Origin of the sequence: Nisaea acidiphila (assembly GCF_024662015.1) — a bacterium.
GTDB classification, from domain to species: domain Bacteria; phylum Pseudomonadota; class Alphaproteobacteria; order Thalassobaculales; family Thalassobaculaceae; genus Nisaea; species Nisaea acidiphila.
This window is the reverse complement of the sequence record NZ_CP102480.1, coordinates 1,968,292-1,985,368: the sequence shown is the minus strand read 5'-3', so window position 1 is coordinate 1,985,368 and position 17,077 is coordinate 1,968,292. Positions and strand designations below refer to the sequence as shown.

Here is a 17,077-nt window from a genome sequence, read left to right as displayed (position 1 = left end):
TTCAACCGTCCCTCGCGTCCGACGGGCGAAAGCTGTCGATCCGGGCGAGGCTCCATGGATCGGAGAAAGCCACCGGGCATTCCTTCTCGAAGAGCTGACCGGGCCTCAGGCGATGATGCAGGATACTCGTCGGGTCGGTCGAGCGGATGTGCATGGTCTCGGGCCGGATTTGGCCCGGATCGTCCAGTCCCATGGCGCCCAGCATCTCGGCGAAACCGCGCAACGTGTTGCGGTGGAAGTTCGCCACCCGTTTGTATTTGTCTTCCACCACCAGTCCGCGCTGGCGGCTCTCGTCCTGCGTCGCGACGCCGGTCGGGCAGCGGTTGGTGTGGCAGGCGCGGGCCTGAATGCAGCCGATGGCGAACATGAAGCCGCGGGCGGCATTGCACCAGTCGGCGCCCAGAGCCAGAGCGGTCGCGATATCGGCGCCGGAGATGATCTTGCCGCTGGCGCCGAGGCGGACCCGGTCCCGGATCCCGGCGCCGGTAAGCGTCATATGGACGAAATGCAGCCCTTCGCGCAGCGGCATGCCGAGACTGTTGGTGAATTCCACCGGCGCGGCGCCGGTGCCGCCTTCCTTGCCGTCGACGACGATGAAATCCGGATAGCTGCCTCGGGCGATCATCGCCTTGCAGATCGCCATGAATTCGTATGGATGGCCGACGCAGAGCTTGAAACCGACCGGCTTGCCGCCCGAGAGGCGGCGCAGTTCGGCAATGAAATCGACCAGTCCCTCCGGTGTCGAGAATGCCGGATGCGCCGCCGGCGATACGCAATCCCGGTCACTCGGGATGCCGCGCGTTTCCGCGATCTCGGCCGAGATCTTGGAGGCGGGCAGTACGCCGCCATGGCCGGGTTTCGCGCCCTGGGAGAGCTTGAGTTCCACCATCTTCACCTGCGGATCGGATGCGGTGGCGGCGAATTTTTCCGGATCGAACTGCCCGTCGGCGGTGCGGCAGCCGAAATAGCCGGATGCGATCTGCCAGATCAGGTCGCCGCCATGGCGCCGGTGATGCGGCGAGATCGAGCCCTCGCCCGTATCGTGCGCGAAGCCGCCGGCCGCGGCCCCCTTGTTGAGTGCGGCGATCGCGTTGCCGCTGAGCGCTCCGAAGCTCATGCCCGAAATGTTGAAGAGGGAGATGTCGTAGGGCTGCGCGCAATCCGGCCCACCGACGCGGCGGCGAAAATCGTGACTGGCGGGATGCACCGGGGCGAGGGAATGGGTGAAATAGCCGTAGCCCGCCTTGTAGACATCCATCTGGGTGCCGAACGGCACCGTCTCCTGCTCCTGCTTGGCGCGCTGATAGACGAGCGAGCGCTGTTCCCGGTTGAACGGGAAGGCGTCGGCATCGCTCTCGATCAGATATTGCCGGATCTCAGGCCGGATCCCCTCGAAGAGCCAGCGCATGTGGGCGAGCACCGGATAGTTCCGCAACAGGCTGTGGCGGCCCTGAACAAGATCCCAGATGCCGAGCAGAGCCAGCGGCGCGGCGACGGCGAAGACAAACCATGCCCACCAGAAACCGGCGAGCCCGAGCCCGGCCGAAATGAAAACGGCCGCGACAACCGCAGCGAAGAACGCGAAACGCACCAGGACCTCCCCCGACATGACGCCGATCCTGCTCTCAAGCGTAAACGCCGGGAGTCGGGCCGGGAAGATGGAAGTGATATGTCCGGGAAAGATTGGCGCACCCGAGAGGATTAGCCAAACACAGTGCCTCGACGAATGCCGATCTTCCAGTAACTTTCTGAATTTCAACGCATTTCAGGACTGGTGCTACCCTACGGGAAATTGCGTTGTATGTCGATCTTGTACTGTTGCTCTGTACCGCCGGGGTGTCTGAAAAGTAGCCGGAGGGCCAACGGGACGATGGCTAAGATTGCGGCGTCAATGCGTACGCAATCCTTCCCAGAACTGTCTGGTCCGGACCCAAATGTTCCTTCGTCGATACGGTCAGAACTTTCCCATCGCGAACGATGTATCGCTCTGCCGGAAGCTTCTCACGCACCGACGTGTCGAACAGCACCAGAGTGCCTTTTTTCAAACCACCCGAGGTGCTTTCGTCGATTACTGTCGTGGTTGCTAATTCTGCATCTTCGCGTCCCAGAATTGCATAATCGATGCTGTAAGCCGTCAGCCTCGATGGGGTGATGGAGAGTACGCTATCCGGCTTGTCTGGATCGAAGCTGTCTGGATCAAATGGGTCATAATGGGGGATTTGGACCACTCTTCGGCTCCGGATGCGAAAGTTACGGCCTTTGATCGGAGCCGATGATTTTCTGGCTTTCGGCTCTGATTCTTTGGTCCCGTCGCTGATCCGTTTTCCGGTCAGCAGCCAATTCACATCTACATTGTGCTGTGCGTAAGCCGCCAAGACCCTTGCTCCAGGCGTGGAGTGGCCAAGCTCGCCATCCTGGACGGTTCTGTAGGGTATGCCGAATCTTTCCGCGAGCTTCGCTTGAGTGAGGCCGAGTTGTTGCCTCGCTTCTCTCAGTCGCCCGGCCAAGCCTTCCATGAGGACACACCTCGTCCAGCCCAGAGCATGGACATAGTACGAAATTTCGTGTATATGAGCGAATTATCTCATTGATGCTCAATATACGGGGAAACGTGCACGAATGGATGTTCTTCGTCAAGAACAAACTGACGATGCTTGGGATTCGATCCGGATCAAAGGCGAGCTTCAGCGTCGTGGGTTGTCTCTGGCCGAGTTGTCGCGTCGTCATGGCTATCACGCGAACTCCGCTGCACGGGCGTTGCGGGTCTCCTGGCCGGAGATGGAACGCATCATCGCCGACGCTCTGGACGAGAAGCCGGAGACGCTGTGGCCGGATCGCTATGTCGATGGCGTCCCCCGCAAATATCTGCCTCGCAAGCAGGCTGGAGGCTGAGCCTTCTTCTGATTCCGGTGTCAGCTCGATGCCGGTTCTTCCCTTCCATCATCAACCAAACGGGCCTCACCAACGTGCTCTGGCGAGGCCGAACAGTCGTCATGACCACAGGAGGAAATGCATGAACGGAATATCGTTGAGATTGAGATTCGGTATGGGTGTCGTCGCCGTCGGAATGCTGGCGTTGGCAGGATGTCAGACCACCGGGACAAGCGGATCGACTGCGTCTTCGACGGTCCCGGCTGAGCAGACCGCGAAGGCCGAGCTGCCGTATACGAAGACCGATGTTTCGTATGTCGGCTACGACATGGACTTCATGCGTGACGTGTACCAGGGCACCTGGAAGAAGACCTCGCACAATCTGTCCGGCACCCTCTACCTGCCGAAGGCAGACGGCCGTCATCCGGTCGTGGTGGTGCAGCATGGCTCGGGCCAACCGGATCATCCGAACTATCAGCCCTGGAAGGACGATCTTCGCGACGCACTCCTGGCGAAGGGTATCGGCAGCTTCTTCGCCGATAGCTATTCCGGTCGCGGCATCAACGAGACCACCCGGAATCAGGGTCAGCTTTCCCGTGCCTCGCGTGTCGTCGATGCTCTCATGGCTCTCGATGCTCTCGCCAAACGTCCGGATGTCGATCCGGCGAAGATCGGCGTCACCGGATTCTCGTTCGGCGGCACGGTATCCAATCTGACGGCAAATGAAGCCTTCGTCTCGAAGGTGCTGCCGGGCGAGCCGAGATTCGCGGCACATGTCCCGATCTATCCGGGATGCGGATCGAAATTCGAGAATCATGTGGCGACCGGTGCTCCGGTGCTGATGCTGGTCGGTGCCGCTGACGACTACACCGATCCCGCATTTTGCGACATCAACGCCGAGGGCATGCGGAACCACGGAGCCTCGGTCGAGATCGTGAAGTACGAGGGTGCCCGTCACGGATTCATCAGCGACCGGGATGTGTGGTGGTACGCCCAGGCATGGCAGTTCAACGAGTGCCCACAGCAGGTGATCGGCGACGACGGCGAGGAACGGGCCGGTGAGTACGTCTCTGTCGGCAAGTCCTGGACCGAGTTCGTCGGCTCGATGGTGAAGGGCTGTGCCAAGCGTGGAGCTCATATCGGCCGCAACGGGCATGCGGCGACGGATGGCCTGACCCGGACGGTCGAGTTCTTCGCCACCCATATCGGGTCCTGACATCGACCACGGCGGGCACCGGCAACGGTGCTTTGTCGTCCGATAAAGGGGGTGATGCCGCGTGGCGTCACCCCTTTTCAGTTCTCATGACTGTAGGGAGGCGAGATTGAGTACGATCACCGGGGAAATTCTGATCGGACGCGGGCATCCGAACGACGACGGTATGATGGCGTTCTCGATCCTCGGTCGTCTTCAATTGATTGAAGGCGATCGGGCGTCATGGGCCATCGAGACGGCTCAAGAGGATTGGTTGCGAGACTACCGGTTCACCATCGCACCGCGTCCGGGTCAGATCACCATGTGCGGATTGGATTCTGTCATGGATGATCATCGCGGCGACGGAAGAGGAACGCGAGCCGACGCTGACCCGGTTCTGTGACGCTCATGCCGAGTTGCGTGGTGATCTCACCAAGATGGACAAGAAGGAGTTCCGCTCGTTCTGGGATCACTTCCGGACCTGGGTCGAGGTCGACCGCAGAAGGTCATCGCCACGTCGTTCGAGTACAGCGCGCTTGCACATCAGTGCGGCGTGTTCGAGGAGCAGTCGCTGGATTTCGAAATCCTCTCGACGAAGCGGTCCAGGCTCCATTCGCAGTGGCTGGGGAGGAAGGTCGACCTTGGCGAGTGTTCACCGATGTCGACGCGAGGGATGGCCTTCTAGGCGGCTTGGGGTTGATCCAGTTCCCCTAGCTTCGAGAACAGCAGGTTGATGTTCTCTTCAACTCTTGTGAGGCGTTTATCGAATTTCTCGTACCATTTCTCTCGTACATCGTTCGCCAGTTTGGCCAATTCGGATTGCGTCTGTCGCACCGCCACGATGAGGTCCTTGTACTCCATGCGATCCTGTGTTGCTTCATTCTGCATGGCTGCGAGGGCTCGAAAATATGGCTCGGCGACCTCCTCGAACGCCTCATTCAACGCACCTGGCATCGGATTCGGGACGGTGGTTTCGTTGAAGCCGAGAGCTTCCAATGATTTCTGATAGAGATGGAGGCAGAATTCGCGACGGGCGTTGTAGAACGCGACGCGATCATCCTTCGGCTTTGGTGCCCACTGACTTCCGTTTTCATCACCAATCTCGAACGCGACGAGCGAACGCTCTCCCTTGTTGGAGGAATCACGTTTGAGGTACCGGGTCTCGATTTCGAGCGTCTCACAATTCTTCAGAAAGTATTAGAGGGTGTCCCGGCTCGGATTCTTTCCTCGAACGAGAACTGCCTTTTGCATGAGTTGGAGATTACGGCTGGTTCGGTCGTCGAGGTCATCTATCGATGCCATCTCCGCCATGGCGGAGATGATTGCCTTCAGCTCGGTTTTCGTCATTGAAACGTAGTGCTTGTCTTTGTGGGTGATCGTTCGGGACATACTCGATATTCTCCATTTAGTCGTGTTTCTCGATATGTATGGAGATATCAGGGAAAGTCCAATAAAGGTCCGGGCGAAGTCTCCACCAAGGGAATGCCCGACGCTCTCTGGACGTATTTTGACTATCAAAATGACTAAAAATCAATGAGTTGAGTGGGGATCGCTCTCGCGAATGGAGCCGAGATGCTCCAGTAGGTAGGTACTATGCTAGTGGTTCCTGCCTTTCTCCATGTCGAGGTAGAGTATTCGCTCCCGACGCAAGCGTCTCACGCAAACACTCTACCTCAATATGGATAAAATCATCGTCGCGAGAAACTTCGTTTCACCCGCCGATGGTTTCTAAATGATGTCTCTCTCGAAAGGGCTTCGCGAGAAACTCGGCCTCGAACCAGGTCCTCGTTACGAGCTCGTGCCGCCTGATCCCATTCGATTAGCAGGTCAACCATCCGTGGATTCGCGGCGGGTAGCCGCGAAGCCGACTGTTCGTCAATGATCACGTCGTTCTAGGGATTGATGCCGACGTCCAGGTTCTCGATGACCTTATGGGGACCCGAATCGGTTTCTTGTTCGTTGTAGACGCCCTCCGGGTATTCCCAAACGGACCACGTGAGCGTGCCGAGTGCGTCGTGCTCTACGGTGAACTCGTAGTGGTTTTCCGATCCCATCTCTCGTGGTGTCGACGATACATGCTGCCAGACGCTATCGTTGGGAGAGATCGTAAAGACTTGCTTGGTCGTATTGTGCTCTATCTTGGCTTGCCCGCGACAGTATGGCGATCCCATGGATATCCTCCGCTTCTATCTCTCTTTGGTTGTGCTTATGGCTTAATCAGTCGACTAATGCTGCACGCCCGCCGGGAACATGTCTATAGAGTGTGGGCACGCTGACACCCATGCGACCGGCTACCTCGGCGACTGTAAGGTTGTCTTCGTTGAGCATCGCCTTTGCGGCCAGGACATCGCGTTCGGAGAGTGCCTTGGGTCGCCCACCGGTTCGACCTCGACGACGTGCTGCGTCCAGCCCGGCAAGAGTGCGTTCGCGAATCAGATTTCGTTCGAACTCGCCGATGGCACCGAAGATCGAGAAGATCAACCGACCGCCACTGCTCGACGTATCGATGGATTCGGTGAGGGAGCGGAGCCCGACACCGCGTTCTTCAAGGTCGGCAACGATTTCGAGGAGGTCTTTGAGGGATCGACCCAGGCGGTCGAGCCGCCAAACCGTGATCGTGTCCCCTGGACGGGCAAACGCGAGAGCTTCGGTCAGGCCTGGTCGATCCTTCTTGGTGCCGGTCATGCGGTCTTCGAACAACCGTTCACAACCTGCTTTGCTTAGAGTGTCTCGCTGAAGATTTGGATTCTGATCAATGGTAGAAACACGACAGTATCCGATCTGCATATCGACATCCTATACTTATCTATGCAGCGTATATTATTGCATAATTTTCAGTTAAAGTCAATAATTTGATGATTTATACATTCAAAATGCTTCTAATAAATAGTCATGTAAATCGATTATAGGGATTTTTATTTGAATAATGGATCAGAGGATAATTTTATCAATTGCTCACCGTTAGTAAAATCAAATACGCTTCGCTTTACTAGCGGAGAGTGATTGGTAAAATGGCCAGCATGAGCAGCGACGATCAACCCGGCTCACGCCTGGGCAAATACATGGAAACGCCGGTGGGGGGCGAGATCGTTCGGTCGTTCATTCCGCCGTCTCTCCCTCCGGAGCCACCGCTCACGCTTACCCCGGCTATCGTGACCCGACTTGCTGAGGCGGAGAGGGCGTTGGGTCGCCTCGACGGCGTTGCGGCCAGACTGCCTGATCAGCCGCTGTTCCTGTACATGTATGTTCGCAAAGAGGCGGTTCTCTCCTCGCAGATCGAAGGCACCCAATCGACCCTCGACGATCTGCTTCTGTTCGAGATGAATGCCGAGGCGGGCCAGCCGGTCGACGATATCCGAGAAGTGTCGAACTACGTGGACGCGATGATGTACGGGCTCGACCGGCTGTCTTCATTGCCGCTCTCCCTTCGGCTGATTCGGGAGATGCACGAACGGCTGCTACGTGAGGGGCGTGGCGGATCGAAGATGCCTGGAGAATTCCGAACCACTCAGAACTGGATCGGTGGAACACGTCCCGGAAACGCCATCTATGTCCCGCCGCCGGTGGCAGAGATGATTCTGTGCCTCGATCAGTTCGAACGCTTCATGCATGACGAGACGCCGAATCTTCCGGCACTGATCAAAGCCGGGCTCCTGCATGTCCAATTCGAGAGCATCCATCCCTTCCTGGACGGCAATGGACGCATCGGTCGCTTGCTCGTGACCCTGTTCCTCATCGTGACGGGTGTGATCCGTCAACCACTGCTGTATCTCAGCCTCTACCTGAAGACCCACCGAGCTGACTACTATCGCCTCCTCCAGGAGGTACGGGAACGAGGGGCATGGGAGGCTTGGATCGAGTTCTTCCTGGATGGTGTGATCGAGATAGCGAATCAGGCATTCGAGACCGCTACGGGTATCGACGAGCTCTTTCGGACGGATCGGGACCGCATCTCATTGGAGAGTGTTCGAGCCGGGTCGGTCCTGCGAGTGCATGAGGCGATGCAGACCCGTCCGTTTATCTCCGGCCCCGCCACAAGAGCAGCCACCGGTCTGACGACACCAACGGTGAACGCCGCGTTGGCTGACCTGGAGAAGATGGGCATCGTCGAGGAGATCACCGGTAAACGACGAGGCCGGGTTTATGCCTACCGCCGATACCTGGACCTGCTGCATGAAGGGGCATAGCGATTCTCGAAAACGTCAAACGGCATGAGATTGAGAGACTGAGTTTCGAGATACAGTTATGAGAACTGTAGACCGGCCGTCTCGAGCTCGCAGTCGGGGCACGATGAGATGTCTCAGAAACGTTCGATTCTGGGAAACAACGCAAGTTATTGTGCTTGAGCTTTACGATGCGAAGGTTATTGAGCCAGTTGATCGAGAGGCTGATAGCAGTGAGCATCCGACGATCAGGTGTGGATTTCTCGTCGATGCGTCAGGGTGGTTTCGATAAGGGTCACGACGCTTGTAAGAGAGTGTTCGATCTCATGCTCCCAGACGCGGATGACGTGCCACCCCATATTCTCCAGGAGAAAGTTTACGTGTCTGTCTCTCTCCATATTGCGGGCGATCTTGCTGATCCAGAATGTGGTGTTTGTCTTTGGAATTGATCCGTGTTCGGGGCAGCCGTGCCAAAAACAGCCGTCTACGAAAATGGCGACCCGGCCTCTACCAAACGAGACATCAGGTTTCCCCGGGAGCATCTTTCCCAACCGGTATCGGTGCCCCCGCTTCCAGAGTGCGTTCCGCAGCATAAGCTCAGGTTTGGTATTCTTTGATCGCACTCTGGACATAAGCCGCGACCGTTGGGGCTGTGATAGCGTATCCATAGTCTCTATTGGGCGTCCAACTAAGGTCCAGTCAGGCGAGACACGTCCCGTAAACCACGGCTTTGTGATCGTCAGCCCGAATTCTTCCGCACCTTAATATTCGGATTTCCCCTTTCCAGCTAGTCGATGGTATTCGGAATCGAGGATGCCAAATCGCATCCATTGTTTTGTCATTTCAGAAAGATGGTTCTGTGCTCTAGGGCCGCGAACCTCTCCCATCCACTCGAACTCCTCACCAGATTTGGCGGTGAAAAGAAAACGGTTATCGGCAGCCCTGTAAGAAAGCACTCGTCCTAGTTTTTCGTTTCCGACGAAATTCCAGATTCGGACCGACGCGGATTCAAATTTAGATGTAGATAGTTTTATTTGATTGCCATCTGTGTCTTTTAATATTATCCCGGTTTTTTCTGGAGACTCGCGAAGTAATATAAACATAAATGGGCGTCCGTCTTTATTCAGGCGTACGGTGTCGCAGGCTGGGGTTAGGCAATATATGTATTCTTCGTCAGAATTTTCGTGATTTATTCTTAAAATAGATCCAAGAGTTAAACTTGGTGTCCAATTGTCGTCCTGGGAGAATATTTTTGTATTTCCAAATGCTTCTCTTTTCATGGTGACAAGTCGGGAAAATTCTGCTTCTCTAATTTTTGATTCTTCTTCGCTTTCGTAAAGAAAATGAGATATTAATTTTCTTTTGTGTTCTTGAAATTTAACTGACGCTCCGTTGTGCAGTAACTCATCTTTGGAGGAGTCAAACCCATTAGAGATCAGGTTTTGAATTAAGCTAATATCAATATTTAATCCTTTGCCCCCGTTAACAGGTTTTGTAAGGTTTCCGGAAGATTCACGATGTTCTAGCCATAGTAGCATCGCGTCATTTTCCAAATATTTGTCCGCAACTCTTTCTAATCCGACAGCGGTATCGCACTCCGAAACAAATAGCTCGCGGATTAGTTCGGAGACATCACCTGGCGGATCGGTGATAAGCCGATTTGCTACATATGCATAGTCAAGGTGTTTCGGAAATCTAGTTATCAGATGATGTACGTTTGTTCTCAACGCCGATATGGCACTGAGAACAAATGAAGGCAAGATACCATCTGCAATACAGAAAAAACGGTTCACTAATTCTTTTGGCAGATTGGAAATTGAAATATTTTGCTTGTTTAATACGACAAGGCAGAAATTATCTGAATATATTAAGGAATTACTCTTGTCTATTTTCAAATTACTTAAATGACTTCGACACAGTGAGTTGAGCTGAGTGAGTATATCATCTGTATCCGGTTGTCCGGTATAGATGCAAAAAAGCCTTAATCTTCCATTTTGTTTTTTGTCATCTTGTAGTATTTCCTCGATAGCTCTTTTTGTTAAGTCGGATTTTTTTTCCCGGAGATACCAATCAATAATAATAATATCTGCGGACCGAGCCATGTTCTTTGCTCGTTCGAATATGATATCCGGCGTATCGGTGTCGGAGGGAAAGAGGAAAGAGCATCCCATGCCCTCGTCTGTGAATGCATCCGTTCCTTGTCGCACATCGAGATCATGGAGCGAATCCCCGTGATCAATATCAGTCTTTTCGCCAGATAGGGGGGGCGGTTCGTTGTTAATCGAGGGCTCTTCGGAAGGGAGCTGAGCCGGTGCTTCCGTGCTGCCGAAGTCATCTAGGGCCGGACTGATGCTTGCAACCTTCGGGGTTTGTTCGAGTTTTGATTCTAAATATGGCTGGTCGTCTATAATGACTGCATTGAGTAAGAACTCTCTCAATGCAGTCTTGCAATGTTCCTTCCAACGGGTTTCCGTCGACTGTCCTACCGTATCATCCGTCGTCATGATCGTCGTCATCATTATCCTGCTCAGTAACAATTCGGAATATAGGCTGCTTGTCCCGCCCCCATTGGGCTAGCTCAAGCCTGAAATCGTCCCGGGCTAGAACATCTCTGGCTATCGCCAGGCCCATGCCTCTGCCTCCGGGTCTCGTGCTCTCGCCAAAGTCGAAGATGCGGTCCTTGACCTTTTCTTCGATCCCAGGGCCTGTATTGGATATTAAGAACCCTTTATCATCCGCCGAAAGAGTAATTTTCCTTTCGCCGTCCGCACCATTTGATACCCAATAGATCGCATTATCCAGAACGTTCACAAATGCACCGAGCAATGTCGGAGCGTGGCATTTTACAACCCTGCCGTTGAATTGACTTGTCGCTATGAGTTCAATGTCGTCTTCGTTGAGGCGGCGGTCGAAGATTCGGTGGAGGTAGATACGAATGTCATCGCCTCTCAAGTCGACCTTGCGTCGCACCATTCGTCGGCCCAACGGATCAAGAGTCTTGAGGTAATCATCCAGATAGTCGAACGACTGCCGCATTCGGTTGTAGATTACTCTCAAATCTGGGGTTCCGTCTGCCCAGGGCTTTAGGTCCCTCATCGCCCGACGTAGATCGTGAGCACTTTTCTCGAACTCGTGTTGGAGAATGCCGACGGACATACCGACTTGTGCGAAGTCGCTAAGGAACTCGACCTTAGCCTCCAGATGGATCATTTCTTGTTCGATTGCCCCCAGCCGATCCTCCGTAGTTTGGCCTTCACGGAGGTCTTCGGCCAAATCTTCCATATTCCTTCGAATTGAATTGAAGAACTCGGTCTCCGTATTTCGTATCTCCAGAAGTCGACTTTCGATTTCCCCGCGAAGTTGATCGATAATTTCCGGGTCTTTTGCGGAACGAGAAGTGAAGTCCGAAATAAGCTCTTCGACTGCGGCACGGAATTTTGAGAATTCCTCTTTGATCATTGCTCGAAGAGATGCTCGCATACTCTCGGTGGCCGCATAGGATTGGTTTCTCAAGTCCGTCAACGACCTTACGAGGTCTGTTCGTTCGGCCGCGAGGGCGGCTATAGAGCGTTCGCGGGTTCTGGCTGGGTCGACTCGCGATTTTCGGAGGTCGGCAAGTCGTGCGGACAGCTTATTTCGAATTTGATCGACTAGCTCAATCTTGAGTTTCTCTGCGATCCTTAGATACGCGTTCCAATCTTTCTCAAGTCGGCCGCGAAGCGAGAGGTTTCGCGGTTTTGAAATGACAATTTGGGCCTCTAAACCTCGAATTTTTCCAATGAAATCCTCTTCAACATCATCCAGGTATAATGCGAGTTCAGTATTGCTTGAAAGGTTCGATAATGAATCGAGTCGCCGTTCTGCTTCTGTAATTATCTCGTCAGATGTATTTTTATAATTGTCAGACTCATATTTTTCGAAAAATTCCTTTAAGGAGTTATCTAGGTATTTTCTTCTTTTTGATGCGTTTTTTCTTTGCCGTTCTAATGCTCGAAATTCTCTGTTTAATTCTTTGTTTTTGTCCCAGTACTGGTCGGACTGCGGAGAAGAAGTGCGGAAAAATTCCAATGCCAATCGGACAAATAAGTTTGTAAGAATATCGCGAAAATCACGATAGGCGATGTTCTGCCGAAAGCCCTCTCGGCCTGCTTTTTCACTTAAAGAGCTGTTGTGATCTTGGTCTATTGATACAAATCCAATGAACCGTCTGTATGCAAAAAACCAATCTTGGGCACTTTTCCCTCGCCTTGTCTCGATTCCGAGAAAGTCATAATCCGAGCTTCCGTAGGGAAGAATCCTAATTCCATTTCGATATATATAAAGGCCGCCAATAAGGTCGAGCTTTGACTTGATTTCTTTATGTTCCTCTGGGGAGAGAAGGCTGGACTTGGCGTCGCCATTTACATAGGCAAATTTTATGCTGAATGGCCCGCATTTAGCCGGGCGTCCTTTGCCATCCGGCCAATTGCACACAAATTCAATTGGCTCCTGATGGTATATGGATATTTTTCCTCGAAACTGCCCGTATTCGTCGAAGCTTCCGTCTAGCCAATGATCACCTTTCCTGAAATCATCTGGGCCGAGAAATTCTCTTTCCGAGATGCGTTCGATTACCTCGCCATCAAGGGCGTGATCGCGAAAGGCGGTGGCAAGAACTGGTTCCCTCCCATCAATTGTATTTGAAAAACCTAAGAGAACCTTCTCTAACTGCGAAGCTTCATCACTATTTTTTCTACGAATGTCATCTTCAAGCTCTGCTCCCGTGGGGAGCATTACAAAATGCGTCCCATAAGAGTTTTCCTTAAGGCTTAAGGAGTTTTTTGATTGATTAGAGAAGAATTTATCCATCTTCTCTGGGTCAAATCGGAAGTTCGCTATTGTAGATTTTAAGTGGTTGGCTGAGCTTGCTCCGATGTCGCCGCTGAGGCGGTCTATATTATCAATTACTTGTCTGTTTAGATTTTCTATGTCCGACGAGTCCGGCAAAGTCCCGTCGGGAAATTCTTCGATAGGAACATCAATCTGGCTGATATCGAGGCCCGGTTGCTCGAACAGGCCCCAATGGACTAAAGCTACAACGAGATTATTCAGGCCCGTATCGGGACGTATAGCCCGAGTCATCAATAGGGTGACGGGAGCAATGACCGCTATCGCCAACCGACCAATCCCCTTTTCTCCCATTAATGCACGCCTGGGGAGATTCTTTGGGCCCGTCCAGCTGTCTTTAAGCTTATTTGCACCGACCCGACTTTCCGTCCCGATCGTCAGCCAGCGGTTCTCGACATCCTCTCTGGTCATCCCATATCCGTCATCACGTAGGACCAGCATTCTGTTCCGACGGATGAAGTCGATTTCGGCCCGCTCAGCGTACGCGTCGTGGGCATTTTTTAGCAGTTCATGAAGTGCGGTCGGGATACCGGCAATTTGTTGCCGTCCCAACATGTCGACTGCTCTGGCTCTAACTCTTAGCTTCGCCACCCGTGCATCCAGTCTCGCCGCCGAAGAGTCCCGGCCGGAGCGATTTGTTTATGGTTTTAGAAGGCACGAAGCAAATCGCCCTGCAATCGATTTCATCATCTTGGGAGGGACTGCGTTCCCGATTTGCGATGCAATTTGAGCAGCATTGCCAGCGAAAATATAAGTGTCAGGGAAAGTTTGTAACCTGGCTGCTTCTCGCAAGGTAATCGCCCGATCTTCTTCCGGATGAGCGTATCTGCCTCTGGTAAGGTCCGTGCATCCGGTTGTTAGGGTGGGGGCAACGTCATCCCACCTCATGCGTCCGTAGCTATCCGGGAATTGGTTCGGCTTTAGATTTCGATGACATGCGAGAACTAAGTAGTCTGGGAGGGCATCTCTACTGCCGCCATCTTTGGGGATGTGCTTCAGTCTTTTCATCGTGATTGGATGATGTTGGCGGGAGACGTGCATTGGGTCCGATGGCGGAGTCTCTGATTTTATAGATGGCGGGGTGCCTAGGTCGCCTATGGCGTCACGGACCGTCGCATATGGTTCCTTGTCGATTCCGGAAATTTTTTCTAACAGACCCCGGTCTTTCGCCGCGACTAAGGTCATTCTGGGGCGTCGTTGAGGCACACCAACGTCGGCCGCGTCGAGCGTATGGGGATGGCCAACGGAGTACCCGAGGCTTATCAATTCTAGGGAAAACCGCTCAAAAACCATATTGCGTTCCAGCCCGGGTACGTTCTCTACAAACACAACACGAGGCTTGAAATGCTTGATAAACTTCAGTGCTTCCAGGACAAGAGCGACCCGACTATCTGATTCGGAGCGTGCACGGTTCCGATTGCTAAAAGGCTGACACGGTGCACATACTGCAATGACATCTACTCCGGATGGAAATTTGGTTGGCAAGTCCACATTCAAGTCCACATCGCAAATATCTTTGCGGATCAGATGAACTTCTGGGTGGTTCGCTCGGTAAGTTTCTGATGCGATGAGGTCGATTTCTACGGCAGCTGCAACCGAAAATCCGGCATTTTTCAAGCCGAGTGTGACAGCACCCGAGCCACAAAAGAGGTCAATTGCGGTCAGTTGGTCTTGCTGTACCTTGTTGTAGGAGGCTGGTTGATTTGCCGTCATGATATTGTTCAAGCAACTTAACTGTGGTCAATCGCATCTATCCCCTATTCCCGAAAGGGAAATTTTCACCCTGAGGAGATAATGTCTAGCCTTATGATTCTGATGCACTTTAACGATTTTGACGCATCCTGAACAGCACTGTTAGAGCAATTGTCGAGCTAATTTTCAATCGAGCGGTTCAGAGGTGCTTGCAGCCTATGGTCGCTAGTGCGGCTGTAGGGCCCAATGGATGGTATTGGGGCGGGCTGGTTATCAAGGGAACAGATCACGGCATCTATTTCCGATTCTGATTGATGTATCTGGTCCCGAATCATTGGAAGAATTGACGTCAGAACCGCTTATTCATGATCCCTTATATTTTCATGAGGAGGCTCAGCTCGTGGAGGGGGAATACAGATGCCCCAAATCCAAACCCGGATATTCGATCCGGTCCACAAACTCCCTTAACACCGAGATATCCGCCTCAAAGCCGTAGCTCCGCCCGACTGCCTGACTGGTGTGGCCGGTAATGTAGTCGTGCGTGTCCTCGGGCGTCTGTGCACTGCGGCAGCGTTGCTTGAAACCGTGGCGGAAGCTGTGGAAGACCTTGGTTTGTGATTCGAAGCCGAGGGCTTTCTTGTACTTCGCAAATTGACCGCCCAGGGTCTTGCCAAGCTTACCGAATTTATCCGGAGTCAGTTCCGGGAAGAGCTGGATGGAGCCTGACTGTCGAACTTTAAGCACATAGTCGATAAAGCCGACCCGGATAAGCTTTTGATGCAGCGGCACGGTCCGGATCGTTGAGCCGTCATTCTTGACGAATGTCGCTCCCACCACATGCCCCTCAGTGTCGTCTTCCTCCTCGGCCGCGTCGTCCCGGACTACGGAAAGGCACCATATGCCTGCCTCTTCAGTGATGTCCGAAACGCGAAGTTGGGCGAGCTCATTCAGGCGGGCTCCTGTGAACAACGATAGCAAAGGAACCCAGAAGCGGGCGTTTCGCTCGGTGTGAGGTTGGTACCAGTCACCGTTGAAGATGGTTGTTAGCTCTTCTGTGGTGAATGGTTGCCGCTTTTTCGGTGTTCGATTGGCCTTCAGCTTCCTCAGCCCCTGCATCGGGTTTCGTTCGAGCTCGCTGGCTTCGGTGGCGACTTTGAACATGGAACTCAGAAGGTTCAGGTACTTTTGCACTGTGACGCTGGAGACCCGTTTTCCTGCATCACGTCCGGGGCGTTTGGCGATGCTGTCACGAAAATCCAGAATGTCGTTTCTCGTGATCGATCTGATCCTCCTGTCGCCTTTGAGTTCGATGAACCAGCCAATCATTCTCCGCGTTTCGTTTGCGGTCTGCTCGGCCATACCTGATTCGCGGATATACCTCTCCGACATCTCCGATATCGGCGGGCTTTGGTCTGTTGGCTCGACAGCGGCAACAGGATGAACATGTGCCGGGGTGGGAGCCCAATGAGATGTCGTTTGAGGAGCGATGGATTCGCCGCGAAGGACTTTGAGCTGCTGGTCGAGGGCTTTCAATGTGACCTCGGAGATCACCTGAAACACCTGCTGTCGATTATCCGGAGTGTTCGAAAGTCGATACTGGGAAAGTAAATCGTCGATGACCAGGTCGTGTTTCCCTGTGTCTCCCATGTCTATCGAGATGAGCGAGAAAGTGATCTTGTCGGCCGTATCTTTCGCTGCGTCCTTTCGTGCCAATTCGGGAGTGTAGAGGGCGGCTAGGCGTTTCGCGAAGACCTCGGTCTTTTCGAGCTTTTCGTGGATTTCACGCAACTGTTCGGATGTGACGGGGATAACCGCTCCGGCGAGGGCACGTCTCGCTATCTCGAACTCGGCTTCCGTCTCGCGGTCCAGTATCTCGGCCTTTCGTTCGGCCTCTCCGCGATCCTTGGTCTTGAGGCTACGTTTTATCTCCGTTTTGCCAATATACGGATGAAGGGGAGCAGGTACCCCTCGGCGGTATCTGAAGGTCCCGTTCTTGTCTTTGAAGAGATGCATAATTCGATAGACCGGCATCGGTTTTGTACCACGCTTTGTACCATTATCGGCTGGCGAAAGCGGTGAAAACCCAGTCGGTTATCAGGAAATCTGCGGTTTTTGGCGAAACTGCGGAAAATTGGCGCACCCGAGAGGATTCGAACCTCTGACCTCTGCCTTCGGAGGGCAGCGCTCTATCCAGCTGAGCTACGGGTGCATGCCGGGGCCGCTCCGGAAAGTCCGGGCAGCGAGCGACGCGGAACCTACCTGCGCGCGCGTG

At 53.5% G+C, this 17,077-nt stretch carries 14 protein-coding genes and 1 tRNA gene; 4 read left to right on the top strand and 11 right to left on the bottom strand.

Translation table 11 applies throughout. The annotated features are described in order from the left end of the window. Position 1: 1 nt before the first annotated feature. Both NUH88_RS09145 and NUH88_RS09140 read right to left on the bottom strand, forming a co-directional pair. Positions 2-1,609, bottom strand: a complete 1,608-nt coding sequence (locus NUH88_RS09145) for an FMN-binding glutamate synthase family protein (protein ID WP_257771582.1) — start codon at positions 1,607-1,609, stop codon at positions 2-4. A gap of 265 nt (positions 1,610-1,874) precedes the next feature. Continuing rightward, positions 1,875-2,516: a helix-turn-helix domain-containing protein gene (locus NUH88_RS09140; RefSeq protein ID WP_257771581.1), complete on the bottom strand. Its 642-nt coding sequence runs from the start codon at positions 2,514-2,516 to the stop codon at positions 1,875-1,877. Between the two features lie 103 nt (positions 2,517-2,619). Here NUH88_RS09140 and NUH88_RS09135 point away from each other — a divergent pair, with 103 nt between their 5' ends. The 3 genes from NUH88_RS09135 (at position 2,620) to NUH88_RS09125 (ending at position 4,466) form a co-directional block, all read left to right on the top strand. After that, positions 2,620-2,892: a helix-turn-helix domain-containing protein gene (locus tag NUH88_RS09135; protein ID WP_257771579.1), complete on the top strand. Its 273-nt coding sequence runs from the start codon at positions 2,620-2,622 to the stop codon at positions 2,890-2,892. A 121-nt stretch (positions 2,893-3,013) separates the two neighbouring features. Beyond that, the gene (locus tag NUH88_RS09130; protein WP_257771577.1) at positions 3,014-4,087 is read left to right on the top strand and encodes a dienelactone hydrolase family protein; all 1,074 of its coding nucleotides are present in this window, start codon (positions 3,014-3,016) and stop codon (positions 4,085-4,087) included. 106 nt (positions 4,088-4,193) lie between these two features. Further along, positions 4,194-4,466, top strand: coding sequence for a hypothetical protein (locus NUH88_RS09125; protein WP_257771576.1), 273 nt, complete (start codon positions 4,194-4,196; stop codon positions 4,464-4,466). Positions 4,467-4,744: 278 nt separating this feature from the next. Here the strand turns inward: NUH88_RS09125 and NUH88_RS09120 are convergent, their stop codons facing one another. The 3 genes from NUH88_RS09120 to NUH88_RS09110 form a co-directional block, all read right to left on the bottom strand. Next, positions 4,745-5,059: a hypothetical protein gene (locus NUH88_RS09120; RefSeq protein WP_257771575.1), complete on the bottom strand. Its 315-nt coding sequence runs from the start codon at positions 5,057-5,059 to the stop codon at positions 4,745-4,747. 896 nt (positions 5,060-5,955) lie between these two features. Next, entirely contained in the window at positions 5,956-6,234 is a 279-nt protein-coding gene (locus tag NUH88_RS09115) for a hypothetical protein (protein WP_257771574.1), read from the bottom strand. Positions 6,235-6,280: 46 nt separating this feature from the next. Then, positions 6,281-6,850, bottom strand: a complete 570-nt coding sequence (locus NUH88_RS09110; RefSeq protein ID WP_257771572.1) for a recombinase family protein — start codon at positions 6,848-6,850, stop codon at positions 6,281-6,283. A 224-nt stretch (positions 6,851-7,074) separates the two neighbouring features. Between NUH88_RS09110 and NUH88_RS09105 the strand changes: the two genes are divergently transcribed. Next, a complete protein-coding gene (locus NUH88_RS09105) occupies positions 7,075-8,250 on the top strand; it encodes a Fic family protein (RefSeq protein WP_257771570.1) in 1,176 nt (391 codons plus the stop codon). Between the two features lie 224 nt (positions 8,251-8,474). On the opposite strand, the gene NUH88_RS22290 is transcribed toward NUH88_RS09105, so the two are convergent. From NUH88_RS22290 to NUH88_RS09080, 6 genes are all read right to left on the bottom strand, one after another. Next, positions 8,475-8,894, bottom strand: a complete 420-nt coding sequence (locus tag NUH88_RS22290; RefSeq protein ID WP_372743554.1) for a very short patch repair endonuclease — start codon at positions 8,892-8,894, stop codon at positions 8,475-8,477. Positions 8,895-8,987: 93 nt separating this feature from the next. Continuing rightward, the gene (locus tag NUH88_RS09100) at positions 8,988-10,745 is read right to left on the bottom strand and encodes a response regulator receiver domain (RefSeq protein WP_257771569.1); all 1,758 of its coding nucleotides are present in this window, start codon (positions 10,743-10,745) and stop codon (positions 8,988-8,990) included. Beyond that, positions 10,717-13,668 (bottom strand): ATP-binding protein, encoded by a 2,952-nt coding sequence (locus NUH88_RS09095; protein WP_257771567.1) that lies wholly within the window; start codon positions 13,666-13,668, stop codon positions 10,717-10,719. Before NUH88_RS09095 ends, NUH88_RS09100 begins: the two co-directional genes overlap by 29 nt. An 84-nt stretch (positions 13,669-13,752) precedes the next feature. Continuing rightward, on the bottom strand, positions 13,753-14,826 hold the full coding sequence (locus NUH88_RS09090; protein ID WP_257771565.1) for a DNA cytosine methyltransferase: 1,074 nt from the start codon (positions 14,824-14,826) through the stop codon (positions 13,753-13,755). 372 nt (positions 14,827-15,198) lie between these two features. Further along, positions 15,199-16,836 carry a site-specific integrase gene (locus NUH88_RS09085; protein WP_257771563.1) on the bottom strand — a complete coding sequence of 546 codons (1,638 nt, stop codon included), beginning with the start codon at positions 16,834-16,836 and terminating at the stop codon, positions 15,199-15,201. Between the two features lie 101 nt (positions 16,837-16,937). Further along, positions 16,938-17,014 (bottom strand) — tRNA-Arg (locus NUH88_RS09080). Positions 17,015-17,077 lie beyond the last annotated feature (63 nt).